The organism is Nitrospirota bacterium (genome assembly GCA_016207885.1).
Taxonomy (GTDB): domain Bacteria; phylum Nitrospirota; class Thermodesulfovibrionia; order UBA6902; family UBA6902; genus JACQZG01.
Window position 1 is genome coordinate 127419 of sequence record JACQZE010000014.1, and the last position, 16832, is coordinate 144250.

Below are 16832 nucleotides of genomic sequence, written 5' to 3' on the forward strand. Positions count from 1 at the left end.
TTAAGTCTGTCATTCCGGCTTGTCCGGAATCTTCCCCTCTAAAAAGAGGGGTAAGGGGTGTGTTTTATCTCAACATCCCCCTGTATCCCCCTTTGTTAAGGGGGAATAAAAAGCCGGAATGACAAATGGGAAAGGGCGAGTCTGCGACTCGCCCTTTTTTTCAAAGTCTAAACTCTATTCTTATACTTTCACAATATTCACCGGCACCATCCTGTCCCACTCTGCCAGCTTCGGATCCGCCTTTTCACTTGTGACCATATTCGGCGTGCCCTCGGTCTTTGGATAAAGAGCCATGACATCCACAACTCCCGGAGTGGTCAGGTCAGTTACTTTGGCAACGGCCTTCATGCTGCCGTTCCTGGAATTCAGGGTGACCCAGTCGCCGCTCTTTATTCCCATCGTTTTTGCATCGTCAGGATTGATGCTGACGGTCTGTTCCGATACCCTCTCATAGAGATCCGGCGTGAGAGGCTGATTCGCGCCGTTGCTGTAAAAGTTATATCCCGTGTTCCATATCTCATTCGCGCGGTGCATTATCATCCATAACGGATAATCGCCTGTTATCTTGTCTCTCAGAGGATGGTTATAAGGATCCAGATCTGCCAGAGATTTAACAGGATCGAGATGCGCCTTGCCGTCCTTGTGTTTAAAACGCCTTCCCATCACCTCTTCAGTCTCTGGTGAATAGAGCCTTGAGATGCTCCTGCGGTTTTTGTACGGGAACTGAATGCCGTTCGTGCCTGCCTTCATCAGGTCATTCCATGATATCTCGGAGATGTCGCTGGTGAAATCGCCTTTTGTCTGGACATTGCATTCCTCATATATCTCCTGCTCGTTCTTCCAGTCAAAGCCGCTCAGGCCCATGCGTTTTGCAAGCTCAGCTACGATCCACCAGTCGGGCTTTGCATCGCCCGGAGGATCCATGAAGCCCTGCTGGATATGTATCCTGCGGTCTTCGCTCGCCTGAATGGTGTTCCACTCGCCCCATGTCGCTGCCGGGAAGACAACATCAGCAGCAGCCGTCGTGTCGGTCGGGTATATCTCATTTACGATGAGGAACATCTTATCGATCTGAGGTTTATATTTGGAGAGATTGGGAAGCTGAACGTAGATATTGCTGATGTACGACCAGAGCGCCTTGACCTCGCCCTTGTCGATCTTGTCGCAGATGCTTCTCATGGAGCTGTCGCCGTTCGGCGCCGGCGGGTCAGCCCATGTTCCCCTCGGATGTCCGCCTGCCCTGGATGTGCATGCCCCGGGTTTGCCCGCGTTGCCGAGGATGATCCCGAGCGCGCTGTATGAAACTTCATTTTCATAACCTGTCACCTGATGCATTATCCCCTTTTCAAAGAGGACCATTGTTTCGCCTTTGTATTTAGCCAGCATCTCAGCAGCAGCTTTTATCTTTGCGGCAGGGATGCCTGTGACCGTCTCGGCGTTCTCAGGAGCGAACCTGCTGTTTAATACCGTCTCTTTGAGAGTATCAAAACCTGTTGTGTGTTTCTGCACAAAGTCTTTGTCATAGAGCTCATTCTTGACGATAACGTGCATCAATGACGCGCCTAATATCGCGTCTGTCCCGGGATTGATCTGGAGGAATAGCCCGCCGCTTTTCTCAGCATCAGCAGCCATCTGTGTCTTTCTCGGGTCAACGAATATCAATTTGATGTCGCCCTTGTTCATGCCGCCGGTCGTAAGCGCGTTGTAGTACCATGATGAACCTGTGTCTTTCAGATTCTTGCCCGCGCAGAAGATGCATTTGGTCTTTGTGAAATCCTCTGATGTGAATGACCTTGTGCCGCCGCCTACTACATCCGCGAGCCCTGCGCTCTCATCGCCCCAGAAGAGGTAGCCGTTGCCCGCGAGTGTGCTTGATTTGATTCCTGTGAAGAGCCATTTCAGAAGCGCGTGCGTGTTCTGGAGATAGCCCCAGTCGCCGTAGACCGCGCCGACAGCGTCAGGCCCGTGTTTCTTTATGATGTTCTGAAGGTTCACAGCGCAGAAGGCCAATGCCTCATCCCATGAGACCTCGGTCAGAGCGCCTCCTTTTCCTCCCTTGCGGATCATCGGCTTTTTAAGGCGTATCCTTGTGGGAAGTTTTTCAGAGTATAAGCTCTGCGCGTTGAAGGCGCCGCGGACGGAGTAGTTTGATCCGCTTGCAATGTCCTTGTTATCAGGCACGACCATTATGTTCACTGCTTTGCCGCCTTTTATTGTCTCTATCGTGAATACCTGATTCGGCCAGTCTCCCCTCATCTTCTCAACAGGGAAGAACTTCTCCTTCTCAGGCTTTCTGCCTGTGCCCTTCGGCCATACAAAGACCTTGTAACCGCACATGACATGGCAGTAGCGGCATGCTGTTTCGTATGCCTCTGCATTTGCCGGCGGAAGCTCCACAAATTCAGTTGCCTTGGCCGCTCCGAGGCCTGAGGCAAATGCCGGAACGCCGTTCGTCATGATACAGGCTCCTGCAGCGCCTGCAGCTGATACCTTTAATAGATCCCTTCTTGAAAACTTCTTTTCATCGCTCATTTATTTGACCTCCTCGCCGTCAAGCAGATTATTTCTGAGTCCGTAAATAAGTCCGGCAACGCCTTCAGCATAGATGTCCCCGTTCTTCTCGACCTCTAACAAGACCATCGGCAGGCTGCTTGGCGCAGGCCCTTCGATCACCTTTCCGCTCTGCTTCGGGTCATAAACGGACTGGTGGCATTCGCAGACCAGCATCCCGCTCCCCTTGTCCATATCAACCCCGCATCCGAGATGGGTGCAGAACATGCTGTACGCCACGATGCTCTTGTCAGCACCGGCGCCTCCTTCAACCGCGCATCTGAGGTTCATAATGATGCTCTTTCTTCCGACAAGCGGATAATCGAACTTCAACGTCTTTCCTGCCTGAAGATCTTTGGTGTTGGCGACCTTCACCCGCGGATAAATGCCTCCGGAAGCCGACGCTTTTCCGGTCAGCCCGCCTAATACAAGGGCAGCCGCTCCCGCGCAGCCCGCTCTCTTCAGAAGGTTCCGGCGTGTTACGCCTTCTTCTGACACTTCATTTTCTCTGACTTTCATCTCCATTCCTCCTTTTTGGTTTTTGAGAATTGATTTATAAAATCTCCCTGCCTTGGAACACACCCCTAACCCCTCTTTATAGAGGGGAATTTAATTCCCCCTTGTCCAAGGGGGAAACAGGGGGATTTTAAAATTATTCTTCTGTACATTTGCACAGCTTTCTCAGATACAGAACAAGCGACTTGATCTGATCTTTGCTGAATGTATTTCCCCACGGTGGCATGAGCACAGACTTGCCGGCCTTTTTCCCGCCGCCGTAGATCACGTCATAAAGGTCTTTATCAGACCTTCTTCTCATCAGTTCTGCATCGGTATGATCTGCAGGCCTCGGATCGAGGTTCTTTGCGTTGAATCCTTTGCCGTCTCCTTTGACGCCGTGGCATACGGCGCAGTAATGCGCGTATAATTTGCCGCCTTCAAGCACAACTGAATCTCCCTCAGCATAAACATGTGATATGTTCATGAGGCAGAATATGATCACGAGTATCAAAGTTGTTTTCATAATAAAAAAAGCCCGCTCATGTGGCATTTCTGCCAAGTGAACGGGCTTTAATAATCCCGCAATTGCGGGAGTTGAAGTAACCGTTTTGAAACTTACTTAATTATTTCTATGCTGTTGATATTAATCCATGCTATGTTTCCTGAAGTCGTGCGGAATGTTACTTCATAATCCTTCACATCTGACAGATAACCGAATTTACGGAAGGTGTCGAGCAGTTCTTTCTTTAACTGCTTTTTGACATCGTCCTCTACGGCATTATGAAGTTTCTTCATGTTTCTACGCCAGCGCACCGCCGCAGCTCGCTCCGGCGCCTGCGGTGCACATAAAACATAAGGGGCTTGTGAGTATCTTTCTATTACTTAACGTCTCATAATCAAAGTTCTCTAACTTTGCCTTGATATTAAGATTAAAGGCCTGCCAGAAGTCGCAGTCAAAGAGCCTTCCGTCAGGCGATACGCTTATCAGATGCCTGCACATGAGGTTGTCGACCGTGGCAGGATTGAACTTCTCTTTCAGTTCTTTTATATAGCTGTCTGTTGCATGGCCGGACATTGACTTGCCGAGCCTGCCGATAGGCATATTGCTTAAGGCGATGAGGTTATTAAAGGTCACCCCGTGCATCTCTTTCAGCTTTTCCCTGTAAGCCTTCTCAAGCATCTTCTGGTCAGGAGCAGTCGCAGCTCCGGCAGGGTTGAACATGATATCTATGATGAGGCCTGTACTATATTTTCCGTATCCCAGCGTATTGAGCTTCTTTAAAGCTGATATGGCTTTATTGTATGTGCCTCTTCCCCTCTGGATGTCTACTCCGTCTTCAGTGTAGCAGGGCAGTGAGGCGACTATCTTTACCCTGTTTTCCGCAAGAAATGCCGGAATGTCTTCGTTCCCTGCTTCGGTAAGTATCGCCAAGTTAGTGCGGGCTGTAATCTCCCTGGAGATGTTTCTGCATGAAAGGATAAAATATTTATAGTAAGGGTTGAGCTCAGGCGAGCCGCCTGTGATATCTACAGTGTTGATGTTTTCGTTTTCCATCAGTATGTTAATCAGCACGGTCATTGTCTTTAATGACATCATCTCCTTTCTCTCAGGCGATGCCTCGATGTGGCAGTGAGTGCAGCGTAGGTTGCACTTGTACCCTATATTGACCTGAAGTGTCGATATGTTCCGGGCAGTCAGCGGGAAGAGCCCGTTTTTATCCAGCGTGTTATCGAAGTCGTTCATTTAATTAAATTAAAAGGACCCATTTGCATTAATAAGCAAGTTCAATGCCATTAATAATTCTTTGAAATACAAGGGGAAATAAATAACAAGGCAGCGTAGAGGCTCAATATTTGAACAAAGTGTTCACTTATTGGTCAATCGTTTGGAGAAAAATCTACCCCTCTGTCTTTCCATTGCCAAAGAGGGAATTGAAGGCGCTACTTCTGTGTTGTAAGAAATCTTTTAACAGCCTTTGGCAGCGGCAGTAAGATAAGGTCTTCTCTGCATATCTCCGGTTTATAGGATTCATAATCAAGTGTGCCGAGCTTCTTCTCAAGTTTTTGAGCTGAGAAAGAAAGGGCGTAACATACTATCCAGAAACCTAATGCCATTAATGCATATGCGGCATAGATCCTGTTGGGTTTAAGCTGGCTTATAATTATGCCTGTGCGCGTGAGATCCACGACCCCTATAATATAAACCGTAGAGGTGTTTTTGAACATCGAGTTAAAGAAGCTTACAAAAGAAGGGAGCATCATCCTGAACGCCTGAGGGAAGATAATGTTTACAAATACCTGAGACTTGGACATGCCTGTAGATATTCCGGCTTCCATCTGTCCCGCAGGCACTGCGAGTATGCCGGCCCTCACTATCTCTGCCTGATAAGCTGCAGCATAGACTGAAAGAGAGATGATTGCGCATCCCAGTATAGAAATTTTCACTCCTAATACAGGGAGGAAGAAATAAAACCAGAAGACAATCAGGAGCAGCGGGGTTGACCTTACAATATCTACGCAGGCGCCGCACGGATAGCGGATGTACCTTCTGACGGAGATCCTTCCCAGCCCGAGGATTATTGCAAAAGAGAGCCCTATGCCTATAGAAAGCAAAGCAAGAACAATATTCAGAGTGAGGCCTGTTAACGGAGCGTTTGGAAAACCGCCGATAAGATAGAACTTCCAGTTCGCGAGCTGCTCAAAGAAAAATTCCATTTATGTCCTCATACCGGCAGTTCCGGTCATATTGCTTTGCATCTCTTCTCAAGCCTGATAATGATCATCGCCATGGCAAGGGAGAGGCTTACATAAAAGACCGTTGCCAGAAAAGTCACCTCAAGCCCTCTGAATGTTATTGATTCGATCTGCTGGGTTGCCCATGTCAGTTCAGGAGCAGCTATAGCCATGCAGAGAGAGCTGTTCTTGAAATTATGTATCATCCTTGTGCCAAGCGGCGGGAGAATGGCCCTGAATGCCTCAGGCAGCATTATATATCTAAGCTGCTGGAGCCTGTTCAGCCCTGTTGAGACAGCAGCCTCTAAATGTCCTCTTGGCACTGACAAAAGTCCGGCCCTTACAATATCGGATACATAAGCGGAATTATCAACGGTAAGGCCGAGTATGCCGGCTACTACCGAATAGTAAGAATATTGATTCAGCATGTCCGTCAGCCGGGACGGGAGCATTTGCGGGAATATAAAATAGAAAAAGAGCAGCCAGAAGAGGCCCGGAATATTTCTTACGGTCTCAACATATAGTTTGGCCGGTATGTTAAGAACCTTGAATCTTGAGACCCTCATTATGGCAAGCGCTGTTCCGATTATCAGAGACATTACTGCTGTGACAACTGCTATGAGAAGTGTCAGCTTGACGCCGGTTATCAGCCAGCTGAGGTAAGGTTCCCTGAACGGGATGCTCCAGTCGAAGTCATATCTTAAATTGAAAAACTTCATGGTTTATAAATATTACTCTGTCAACTGCACTAAATGCAAACAGAGAGGCACGAAGAATTCTCCGTGCCTCTCCGGAATGCACAATTAACCTTATGCCCTTATATTAATCAGGCCATGTATACAGCATATCGCCGAAAGTATCTTTCGGTAAACGGGGCCTTGCGTTTATCGAAAGCGGGGCGATTCCCTTTGCACCGAACCACTTCTGATATATCTTCTCATATGTGCCGTCTTTCATCATGTCCTGAAGGATGAAACTTATCTTGTCTCTAAAGTCGCTCTCGTTTTCAGGAACGCCGATCCCGTAAAGTCCCGCGCTCCAGATCGCTCCGCCTACCGCCTCATACTCTTCTCCGAGGCTGCCTGCAACCGATGCCATGATCTGAGCGTCCTGAGAGTATGCGTCGATCTTGCCCTGTTTCAATGCCAGAAAGCCTTCCGCGCTGTTCTGGAAAGAGAGCATCTCAGGTTTTATATCTGTTACTTTTGCGATCTCCTGAGGCGCTGCGGTAAAAGCGTTTGAGCCCTGGTCAACACCTATCTTTTTCCCGCCAAGGTCTTTTATTGATTTGATCTTTCCCTTTTTAGCATAAAAGATCTTGCCTGTCCAAAAATATGGAGGCTCAGCGTAATCCATCTGCTCTTCACGGCTTCTGGTGGCGCTGATATTTGCAAGAGAGATGTCAATTGACCTGTTCGCCAAAAAGGCTATCCTTGTCTTGTTGTCAACCAGCACCCTTTCGATCTTTACGCCTAACTTTTCAGCGATTGCGGTGCCGAGGTCTACATCAAAGCCTGTCCACTCGCCTTTGTCATTAAGATAGTTCATGGGCGGGGTTGCATTGCCGTGTCCGATACGCACAACACCTCTTTTTGTTACTTCTTCAAGCAATGTCCCGGCAGTTGCCAATGCGACAAACGACATCACGAGCAATGCTGCCATCAGTACTGCTAAACTGCTTCTCTTCATGCTGAATTCTCCTTTTTTAAAGGTTTTTAATTTGAGGCTTAAAATAAGCCTGTTGATTATGTGTAAAACTTGCGGGGTAATCCCGGCTTATGACATAAGCTGATAGAGCAATATCAATGCCAGGATAATCTCTTTGAATTTTCAGGAAAAATTAAAGGCAGTCTGTTGTAATCTGTGCAAAAAAAATACAAGTGTTCATTTTCTGCTCAGATTATCATCTTTGTCTGAACTCATCTTTTCACGAAGCGTATTTCTTGAAATGCCGAGGAACTTTGCGGTTGTCACCTGATTGTTATTGTTCAGTTCAAGAGCTCTCTTGATCAGGATGCGCTCAAATGAAGCGATTGCATCTTTATAAATATTGGCGTCACCTTTATTGAGTAATTGGTCAGCAACATAAGAAAGCATATTTTCGATAGTATCTTTCACCGGTACTGTTTCCTGAAATGCTTCAGAGTCTTCAAGAGACAATACATCTTTCTGGCACAGCACCATGCCGCGGTGGATGATGTTCTGAAGCTCCCTGATATTCCCTGGCCAGTTGTAGCCCAGAAATTTCTTCAGCAGCTCAGGTGAGATGCCTTTTATCTCTTTGCCGAGTTCCCTGTTGTATCTTTGTATGAAATAATTAATGATATGTTCGATATCTTCCTTTCTCTCTCTAAGCGCGGGCACATGAATGCTGACGACATTCAGCCTCCAGTAGAGGTCATTCCTGAATTTGCCGCTCTGCTGCATCTCCTCAAGGTCTTTATTTGTCGCGGCGATAATTCTCACATCTGTTTTAATAGTCTCTTTTCCGCCGAGGCGCTGGAATGTCCCGTCCTGAAGCACCCTCAGGAGTTTTGCCTGAAGAGTTAATGGCATATCTCCTATCTCATCAAGGAACATGGTGCCTTTGTCGCACTGCTCGAACTTCCCTATCTTTCTGGTGTCAGCTCCGGAGAACGCGCCTTTCTCATGTCCGAAGAGTTCGCTCTCAAGAAGGGTCTCAGGTATTGCGGCGCAGTTCACAGGCAGGAAAGGTTTATTGACCCGGTCGCTGTGATGATAGATCGCCCTTGCTATAAGCTCTTTGCCTGTCCCTGTCTCTCCCCTTAAGAGCACTGTAACATCGCTTTCAGCGACCTGCCCGATCTTCTTGTATATCTCAAGTATCGCCGGGCTCTTCCCGATTATCCTGTCGCCTTCTTCCATGTCAGTCTCCTCAAAGGTCACGGGAGATGACATCTTTCTTTCGGCTAACGCCCGTTCCACCAGTGAGATCATGTCGGTATTGTCAAAAGGCTTGATGAGATAATCATATGCGCCGTACTTCATAGCTGTGATGGCCCTGTCGGAAGTGCTGTAGGCTGTCATCATGATAATGGTAAGCGAGGGGTGCAGGGATTTAAGTTTCTGGAGCGTCTCAAGCCCGTCCATCTTGGGCATTGAGACATCCATTATTATGAGAGCCGGTTTCTCAGCCCCTGACTTTTCAATAGCCTCTATCCCGTTATTGGCGGTTATGACATCATATCCCTGCCTGCCCAATATTTTCTTGAATGAATAGCAGACTCCCTGTTCATCATCTACTACAAGTATCTTATCCATGCGCTGTTCCTTTAGGCAGCCTGACGGTGAATACGGTCCCCAGCTTTTCACTGCTGCTGAAGTAGAGCCTCCCGCCGTGCGTTTTAATTATATTATACGCAATCGAGAGCCCGAGGCCTGTGCCTGTCTCTTTTGTGGTAAAGAAGGGGTCAAATACTTTGGCCTTCAGGTCAGGCGGTATGCCGCTGCCTCTGTCCCATACCATTACCTCCACAAAGTTCTCGTCTGTCTTGCCTGATATCCTTATCTCTCCGCCTTTTGGCATCGCCTCTATGGCATTAAGCACAAGGTTCAGAAAGACCTGCTCCAGCAGCGACCGGTCGGCATATACAGCAGGCAGCGTCTCAAGCATGTCCATATGTATCGTTATGTTATGTCTTTGAATGTCAAACGTGGCGAGCGAAAGTACTCTGTCAATAAGGCTCTTAAGGTTCACCTTCGCAATGTTCGTGCCTTTCTGTTTCACAAAGCCTAAAAAACCTGAGAGGATATTATCTATCTTGTCTATCTCATTGGTTATTACTGCCGCATCTTCCCTTGTCATATCAGGCTGGTCTTCGTATCCCTGGAAGAGCATCCTTAGGGCTGTGATCGGGTTTTTCAGTTCATGCGCAAGCCCTGCGGATATCTGTCCGATGGATGAGAGTTTTTCCGCCTGAAGAAGGTGCGTGTAGGCGTATGCCTCTTCCATCTTGTCACTTACAGCCTTCAGCTCCATCGAGAGCCTGTTAAAACTCTCCGCAAGTTCGCCTATCTCATCGCCGGACCTGACCTCAACCCTTCTGCCGAATTCTCCCCTGCCCAACACCTTTGTGAATTCCACGAACTTGTTCAGGGGCTCTGTGACCAGCCTGCTCAGAAATACGGATGCGATTATTCCAAGAAGCATTACGAGCCCTATGATAGGGACGGTGATATTCCTCATACTTGCAAGTGTATCGTTAAGGCTGTCCTCTCTTATCCCTATATGAAGTTCCGACCTTGTGCCTTTGATTACGTTAACGCCTACATCTCTTATATAGCCATTCTCTGTATCCAGCAGTTGAACGTTCATCTTTCTTTCTTCTATTGGATTCCACCCGAGAATGTCAGCAGGCGGGGTATTTTTGAATGTATGAGCAAAGAGCCTGCCGTCTTCGTCAGTGACCAGGATATACTCAATGTCGTTTTCTTTAATTAGTACCTGGTCGAATGCCTGCATTATCTGAAAATGGTCTTTCAAAGGGATAAGGTTTGCGATCCTGTCAGAAAGGTTGCCGGCGATGGAGACAGCCTTTTTTTGCAGCTCTCCCCTGAAGGCGTTGATGATAGTCCCTCTTATGGAGAGCGTTATCATAAGCCCGACCGCGATAACAACGGTTGTAGTAAGCAGTATGATCTTGTTGCGGAGTTTCATTGTTGTAATCCGTATTTTTTGATCAAGGTTGATATGTTATCCAGGTCAGAAATATCGGCAGTCCCGAAACCATTTGGCATCTCTGTCTTATCCCACTCAAATATTATATGTTTGTGCCTGCCGTTCGGCTCAAACTCAAGCAGGGCAGTTTTTACTAACTCCACTGTTTTGCTGTCTACTGCACTATTGTATGCGATGATACTGCTTGGATATGGATTGGGAAGCCCTATTATTTGTATCTTGCCTTCAGGCCTTGTAATTATGGCGGTGTGATATATTGCGTCACCGTCCTTGTTCAGGCCGCTGACAAGATAATTGATCCCGTATTTTTCTTTGCCTGTCACATAGCTCATCAGGTCGATCGCTGCGAAATCAACAGCCCCGAGCCCAAGCTCTCTTACATTTTCCTCATCTGTTTTGAAGAATTTAAGACGGAAACGTTTGCCGGTTCTCCACTCAAGGTATTTGAGAAAAGGCGTGTAGATCTGAACCTGCTCTTTCGGGTCAAGGCTGAGGTCAAATCCGAACGAGAGGGTCTCGGCAAGTTCATCATTCTCTTTTGATACAACACCGGACTTTTTGTAGAGGCTCACCTTTTTCGGCTTCTCATCCTTTACGCATCCGGAGAGAATAAAAAGGAAAGAAAATATTACAACAGCTTTTGTAAAGTTAAGCGGCATAACCTCTATTTTATGGTGATTGCCTCAACAGGACAGTTCTCTTCTGCTGCTTCACAGCACATGGCATAGTCGCATGCGTCAGGGTCTATTACTTTTGATTTTGCATCAATGACCTGAAAGACGGCGGGGCATATCTCCATGCAGTTGCCGCACCCGATGCAGAGGTCTTCATCAACCACAGGCTTCAACTCAGCTTCTCCATAATGGCGGCGGCAAGAAGAGGGAACATTATCTCGTGATGGCCGGTCAGCGCGTATGAACTTCCGCCTGAAAGCACAGGCCTCCTCACGACATTCTCCCGTGTCCTGTAATGCTGGAAGAAGTCCATATTCACTGTAGTGAAATTCGTTACATCATGCTTAAGATTTCTTGTAAGAGCTATCGCCTTCAGAAAGACTTCAGGCAAGATGACCGCAGAGCCGAGATTGATATATACGCCGCCTTTGAGATCGGAGACGACCGATGAAAAGAGCTTAAAATCCCTCATGCTCCCTTCGCCTATAGCGGCTCCGTCTGCAGATGGATGCATATGAATGATGTCTGTGCCGATAGCGACATGCACAGTTGCCGGTATATTGAGCCTTGCGGCTGACGCGAGAATGCTGAACTCATTATAAGGGAAATCCTTGCTGACTATATGATCACCGACCGACCTGCCGATACCTTTACCTTTTTTTACGCCCTGATTTATTGCAAGGTTGATCCCCTTGCCGGTCTCTTCAGCCATGCCGAAGGTGCCGTTGCAAAGCTCGGTATCAACATCTTCAGATGTGTGTCCCATCATGCTCACCTCAAAATCATGGACAATGCAGGCGCCGTTCATGGCAATCGCGCTTATGACGCCTTTCTTCATAAGATTGATAATCACAGGAGAGAGGCCGACCTTTATCGGGTGCGCGCCCATGCCGAGGATAACAGGCCTGCCGTCCTCTTTTGCCTTCACAACAGCCTTGACGATCATTCTGAAATCAGTTCCGGCTAACAGGTCAGGCATGCTCTTGAGAAAGTCTTTGAAGCTTCCTTTTTCAAAAGGAGAACCAAACCTGTAGAGCTTCACCTTGCTCTTCCGATCCCCGAGTTTGCAGGTCTTTACCTGCTTTAATGATATAGGCTTATAGCTCTTTTTCACACAAAAAATATACCTTTAAGGAGGTTAATAGTCAAGAATGCAGCAGGATGGAAAGAATATTTCAAGCGTTCAACCTGTCACGGATCTTTTTAAATACTCTTTCTCCCGGGATCGTCTTAACTTTCCCGCTTTTTATTTCCTCAACCCTCTTTTCTGCTTCCTTTGCCCATAATTTATCAATCTCTTTTTGCGAGGGATTCAAGCTATGCAGAAGTTTCTCAACAAGCTTCGTTCTTATTTCTATAGGTAGCGAAATCGCTTCATCAAAAAGTTCATTAGTCTTTATCATGGTTGCCCTCCCAACTATTTAATTTGTCTTATTATATCATGTGAGCGGCAATGTATCACAAACAGATCATAATAGTGAAGAGGCGGTGTGGATTGGGCGAATGCCATTAGGCAAGTATGCCCCTGCTATTCCACGAGGGGTTTATTAGGAGGAATCTTTTATCCTTTTAAGATCAAACATTAAACCTATTAATCCATATACAATCACCCAAACAATAGATCCGAAAAGCAAATACAGTTTATCTAACCCTTCTGAATTGAAGCTTAATAGCAAAATAGGCAATTGATGAAATAATAAAATAATTGAACCTACTCCGCCTAAAGCAGCTCTAGCTCCATCTAAACTATAATGTAGTGATAACCATAAAGATAAAGGTAGGGCTATTAGCCCTAAGATAAATCCTGTTGTCATAGATTTATATTTGTATGAATACTTATTTAGTATCCATCTCCCAATAATTAGAGGGCTGAGAAGAAAAAGAATACCCAATAATGAGATAGGCCATGACAAGAGCGAAGAGGTATATAATAAGTCTGTTATTTTATCAAACAATTTCGTTCTCCTAATAATTAATACAGCGTTTTCTTAAATAAGACAATTATAGAATAGAAGTGTGAAATACAAAATACAAGCACAAAACATAGGAGAGAGATTTATCAAAAGGAAGATTCTGGACAAGCCAGAATGACGGAATTAGTTCTGTTCGCTGAGTAATTGCTTATAAGGTGATTATTTGATATTCTGTCTCATATGCCAACCTTATATCTCATAGACGGCAACTCATATTTGTACCGCGCGTTTTACGCAATAAAAAGGCTCTCATCTTCATCCGGTTTTCCCACGAACGCCATCTACGGTTTCACAACGATGATATTGAAGATACTTGAGCAGAAGAAGCCTGACTACTTCACCATCGTATTTGACTCGCCGGGGCCGACTCACAGGCATGAGGCGTATGAGCATTACAAGGCGCACAGGCCGTCCATGCCTGATGACCTTAAATTGCAGGTTCCCATCATCAAGGAGATAATCGGGGCGTTCAATATTCACACCATTGAGAAGCCGGGTTTTGAGGCTGATGACCTTCTTGCTGTGATCGCAAAGAGGGCTGAAAAAGAGGGGGTTGATGTCTTCATCGTTACAGGGGATAAGGACCTCTGCCAGGTAATTACTCCGAGGATAAAGATATACGACAGCATGAAGGAGAAGGTTACAGGGGAAAAGGATGTGATCGAGCGTTTCGGTGTTGAGCCTCGGCGCATCCCCGAGATAATGGCGCTCATGGGAGATGCGTCAGACAATATCCCAGGGGTTCCCGGCATCGGTGAGAAGACGGCTGTAAAGCTGATAAAAGAGTTCGGCAGCCTTGACGGTGTGATAAAGAATCATGCTGGGATCAAACAGCCGAAGCTCAGAGAATCTATCGCTGCAAATATCCCTAACATAGAGCTGAGCCTTGTGCTTGCCACGGTCAACCTTGAAGCGCCTGCGGAAGTATCAATGGAGGAGCTTCTGGAGAGAGAGCCTGACTGGCCGAGGCTCTTTGAGATATTCAGCAAGTATGAACTTAGGTCATTAGTAAACCTTGTTCCAAAAGAGGAGCAGACAGTTTCCTCGTTTAATGCGGAATATGTAACGATCACTGATGAAGCTCTTCTTAAAGAGGTCATCGCTTCAATAAAGAATGAGGTGACGATTGATACAGAGACAACTTCAAAGTCGCCTGTATTGGCCGAGCTTGTCGGCATATCGCTCTCTGTTGATCCTGCAAAAGCGTATTACATCCCTCTCGCACATTATTACTTGGGAGCGCCGAAGCAGCTCACTAAAGAGTCTGTTATCAAAGAGCTGAGAGTTATCCTTGAGAATCCTGATATCAAAAAAACAGGGCATAACATCAAGTATGACCTTATCGTCCTGAAGAATGAGGGGATCGATCTGAAGGGCGTTGCTTTTGACACGATGCTCGCCTCTTATCTTTTGAATCCGAACAGATCCAATCACGGCCTCGATGATGTCGCAATGAGCCAGCTCTCAATTGAGAAGATAAGCTTCAAGGATGTTGTCGGTAAGCTGAATGGCTTCAGCGAGGTCAGTGTTGAGGATGCGACAAGATATTCCGGCGAAGATTCAGCGGTCACGCTGAAGCTTAAGAGACGTCTTGAGCCGATGCTTCAGAAGGAAGGGCTTTACATGCTCTTCAATGACATGGAGATGCCTCTTGTTGAGGTGCTTGCGGATATGGAGATGTCTGGCATAAAGATCGACAGTTCATTGATGACATCTCTTTCAGAGAAGCTCGGCAGGGAGCTTGAGAGCATTGAGAAGCGTATATATTTCATTGCTGGTGAGGAGTTCAATATCAACTCGCCGAAGCAGCTTCAGGAAATTCTGTATGAGAAGTTAGGATTAAGAAAGATAAAGAAGACCAAGACCGGTTACTCAACTGATGTTGATGTGCTTGAAGAGCTTTCGCTTGAGCATGAACTGCCGAAAGAGATACTTGAATACAGAGGGCTTTCAAAGATAAAGAATACCTATATTGACGCCTTGCCGAAGATAGTCAATCTGAAGACAGGTCGGATACATACATCATTCAATCAGACGATAACAGCCACGGGACGGCTCAGCAGCTCTGATCCGAACCTCCAGAATATCCCTGCAAGGGGCGAGTGGGGCACGAGGATAAGGCAGGCATTTATAGCTGAGCAGGGGAATCTTCTTCTCTCATCAGACTACTCTCAGATAGAGCTGAGGATACTCGCGCATCTCAGCGGGGATGAGGGATTGATAGATGTATTCAACAATGGCGGAGATATTCATTCAAGGACGGCATCAGGACTCTTCGGCATACCTGCCGGTGAAGTTACATCTGAGATGAGGCGCAGGGCAAAGGTTGTGAACTTCGGCATTGTTTACGGAATGAGCCCATACGGACTGAGCAAAGAGCTAACTATATCTCCGGGTGAAGCAAAGGATTATATAGACACATATTTTGCCCAGCATCCCGGCGTCAGCAGGTATATTGCATCACTCATAGAAGAGGTCACACAAAAAGGATATGTAACGACCTTGTACAACAGAAAGAGGGCTATACCTGAACTGCAAAGCACAAATAAAAACATTAAACAGTTAGGCGAGAGGCTTGCGATAAATACACCGATACAAGGTTCGGCTGCAGACATAATAAAGATCGCCATGATCAATATCCACAACAGAATAATAAATGAGAAGCTCAGGATGAAGATGCTCCTTCAGGTGCATGATGAACTCTTGTTCGAGGTTCCCGCAGATGAGGCACAGAAGGCAGAGGCGCTTGTGAGGGAAGAGATGGAGAATGTCATTAAACTCCATGTTCCGCTCAAGGTTGATATCGGGATAGGGAAAAACTGGGCAGAAGCGCATTAAAATTAAAAAATCCAGTGTTGTCATTCTGGCTTGTCCGGAATCATCTTTTAAGAGGGGGATTCAATGGAAATAAAACAACCTAAACAAAAGTACAGCAATCGATATGTTTATATTAAAAACAATTTTGTAAATCCATTTCTACTAACATCAGCTCTGATGGCTGGATCTCTAATCGCGCATTACCGTCATGGCTTAGCTTTTAAAGAAATACCTATTAACATGTTAATACTTGTCATCTTCTTAATAGTAGTAATTTTTTTTGTGCGAAGAAGCATGAGGAAGAAAATCGCAGAGGTAAAAAACGAGTCTTTGTCAATAACATATAAAGCGATGAAACCTATGTTAATAACTCTCTCGCTGATTGCTTTAATATTGTTGGTGACTACTGTTTTCTTAAGTGTTAAACAGCCTGCAATTTATATAGAGCAAAACACTTACGTCAATAATGATATTGGGGTAAAGTTAAGCCTTCCAGATGCCTGGCATCCTTACATTGATGATAATGTTAAGACAACACATTTACTTGCTGTTCACAAAAACCCCTATAAAAGTTTTAAGCCGGTAAATGGAATGATCTCGGATAATATTTATCCATATATACTTTTTGCTTATCTTAGTTTAGATAAGAATGAAAAAGATTTATCAGAAAAGGTGAAAGAAATGGTCAGAAAGGAATTTATATCTATCAATTCAGGCTATAAAATCATATCTGATCAAAAAACTAAAACTTGTAACAGAGGGAGGGCGAAAGGTAACTGAAGTAGCCAGGAGCCTTGGGATACATGAAAATCTGTTACGCACATGGAAACGGAAATATACAGAAGACCCTGCAGGCAGTTTTCCTGGCAAGGGGCATCTGAGTCCTCA

General features: G+C 46.0%; 18 protein-coding genes. 3 read left to right on the plus strand and 15 right to left on the minus strand.

Translation table 11 applies throughout. The features are described from left to right. Positions 1-180: 180 nt before the first annotated feature. The 15 genes from HY807_08720 to HY807_08790 form a co-directional block, all read right to left on the minus strand. On the minus strand, positions 181-2532 hold the full coding sequence (locus HY807_08720; GenBank protein MBI4826484.1) for a molybdopterin-dependent oxidoreductase: 2352 nt from the start codon (positions 2530-2532) through the stop codon (positions 181-183). Continuing rightward, complete coding sequence (locus HY807_08725; GenBank protein ID MBI4826485.1) at positions 2533-3069, minus strand: arsenate reductase (azurin) small subunit; 537 nt, start codon at positions 3067-3069, stop codon at positions 2533-2535. Positions 3070-3202: 133 nt separating this feature from the next. Beyond that, positions 3203-3571 (minus strand): cytochrome c, encoded by a 369-nt coding sequence (locus HY807_08730; protein MBI4826486.1) that lies wholly within the window; start codon positions 3569-3571, stop codon positions 3203-3205. Between the two features lie 92 nt (positions 3572-3663). Beyond that, on the minus strand, positions 3664-3843 hold the full coding sequence (locus HY807_08735) for a hypothetical protein (protein ID MBI4826487.1): 180 nt from the start codon (positions 3841-3843) through the stop codon (positions 3664-3666). A 4-nt stretch (positions 3844-3847) separates the two neighbouring features. Then, positions 3848-4792 carry an arsenosugar biosynthesis radical SAM protein ArsS gene (gene arsS, locus HY807_08740; protein ID MBI4826488.1) on the minus strand — a complete coding sequence of 315 codons (945 nt, stop codon included), beginning with the start codon at positions 4790-4792 and terminating at the stop codon, positions 3848-3850. A gap of 197 nt (positions 4793-4989) precedes the next feature. Continuing rightward, positions 4990-5763, minus strand: a complete 774-nt coding sequence (locus HY807_08745) for an amino acid ABC transporter permease (protein ID MBI4826489.1) — start codon at positions 5761-5763, stop codon at positions 4990-4992. 26 nt (positions 5764-5789) lie between these two features. Continuing rightward, on the minus strand, positions 5790-6500 hold the full coding sequence (locus HY807_08750; GenBank protein MBI4826490.1) for an amino acid ABC transporter permease: 711 nt from the start codon (positions 6498-6500) through the stop codon (positions 5790-5792). A gap of 103 nt (positions 6501-6603) precedes the next feature. After that, a complete protein-coding gene (locus HY807_08755; GenBank protein ID MBI4826491.1) occupies positions 6604-7470 on the minus strand; it encodes a transporter substrate-binding domain-containing protein in 867 nt (288 codons plus the stop codon). A gap of 195 nt (positions 7471-7665) precedes the next feature. Then, positions 7666-9063 (minus strand): sigma-54-dependent Fis family transcriptional regulator, encoded by a 1398-nt coding sequence (locus HY807_08760; GenBank protein ID MBI4826492.1) that lies wholly within the window; start codon positions 9061-9063, stop codon positions 7666-7668. Continuing rightward, positions 9056-10459 carry a HAMP domain-containing protein gene (locus tag HY807_08765; GenBank protein ID MBI4826493.1) on the minus strand — a complete coding sequence of 468 codons (1404 nt, stop codon included), beginning with the start codon at positions 10457-10459 and terminating at the stop codon, positions 9056-9058. The genes HY807_08760 and HY807_08765 overlap by 8 nt, the downstream gene beginning before the upstream one ends. Next, positions 10456-11139 carry a PhnD/SsuA/transferrin family substrate-binding protein gene (locus HY807_08770; protein MBI4826494.1) on the minus strand — a complete coding sequence of 228 codons (684 nt, stop codon included), beginning with the start codon at positions 11137-11139 and terminating at the stop codon, positions 10456-10458. Before HY807_08770 ends, HY807_08765 begins: the two co-directional genes overlap by 4 nt. Positions 11140-11144: 5 nt before the next feature. After that, on the minus strand, positions 11145-11327 hold the full coding sequence (locus tag HY807_08775) for a ferredoxin (GenBank protein MBI4826495.1): 183 nt from the start codon (positions 11325-11327) through the stop codon (positions 11145-11147). Continuing rightward, positions 11324-12268 (minus strand): hypothetical protein, encoded by a 945-nt coding sequence (locus HY807_08780; GenBank protein ID MBI4826496.1) that lies wholly within the window; start codon positions 12266-12268, stop codon positions 11324-11326. Before HY807_08780 ends, HY807_08775 begins: the two co-directional genes overlap by 4 nt. Positions 12269-12329: 61 nt before the next feature. After that, complete coding sequence (locus HY807_08785; protein MBI4826497.1) at positions 12330-12554, minus strand: addiction module protein; 225 nt, start codon at positions 12552-12554, stop codon at positions 12330-12332. A gap of 147 nt (positions 12555-12701) precedes the next feature. After that, positions 12702-13109, minus strand: coding sequence for a hypothetical protein (locus HY807_08790; protein ID MBI4826498.1), 408 nt, complete (start codon positions 13107-13109; stop codon positions 12702-12704). A 198-nt stretch (positions 13110-13307) separates the two neighbouring features. On the opposite strand from HY807_08790, the gene polA reads away from it, so the two are divergent. From polA to HY807_08805, 3 genes are all read left to right on the plus strand, one after another. After that, on the plus strand, positions 13308-15965 hold the full coding sequence (gene polA / locus HY807_08795) for a DNA polymerase I (protein ID MBI4826499.1): 2658 nt from the start codon (positions 13308-13310) through the stop codon (positions 15963-15965). A 63-nt stretch (positions 15966-16028) separates the two neighbouring features. Then, a complete protein-coding gene (locus HY807_08800) occupies positions 16029-16724 on the plus strand; it encodes a hypothetical protein (GenBank protein MBI4826500.1) in 696 nt (231 codons plus the stop codon). Then, positions 16654-16832 (plus strand): transposase (locus HY807_08805; protein MBI4826501.1); only part of this gene is annotated, 179 nt, incomplete at its 3' end. The genes HY807_08800 and HY807_08805, both read left to right, overlap by 71 nt.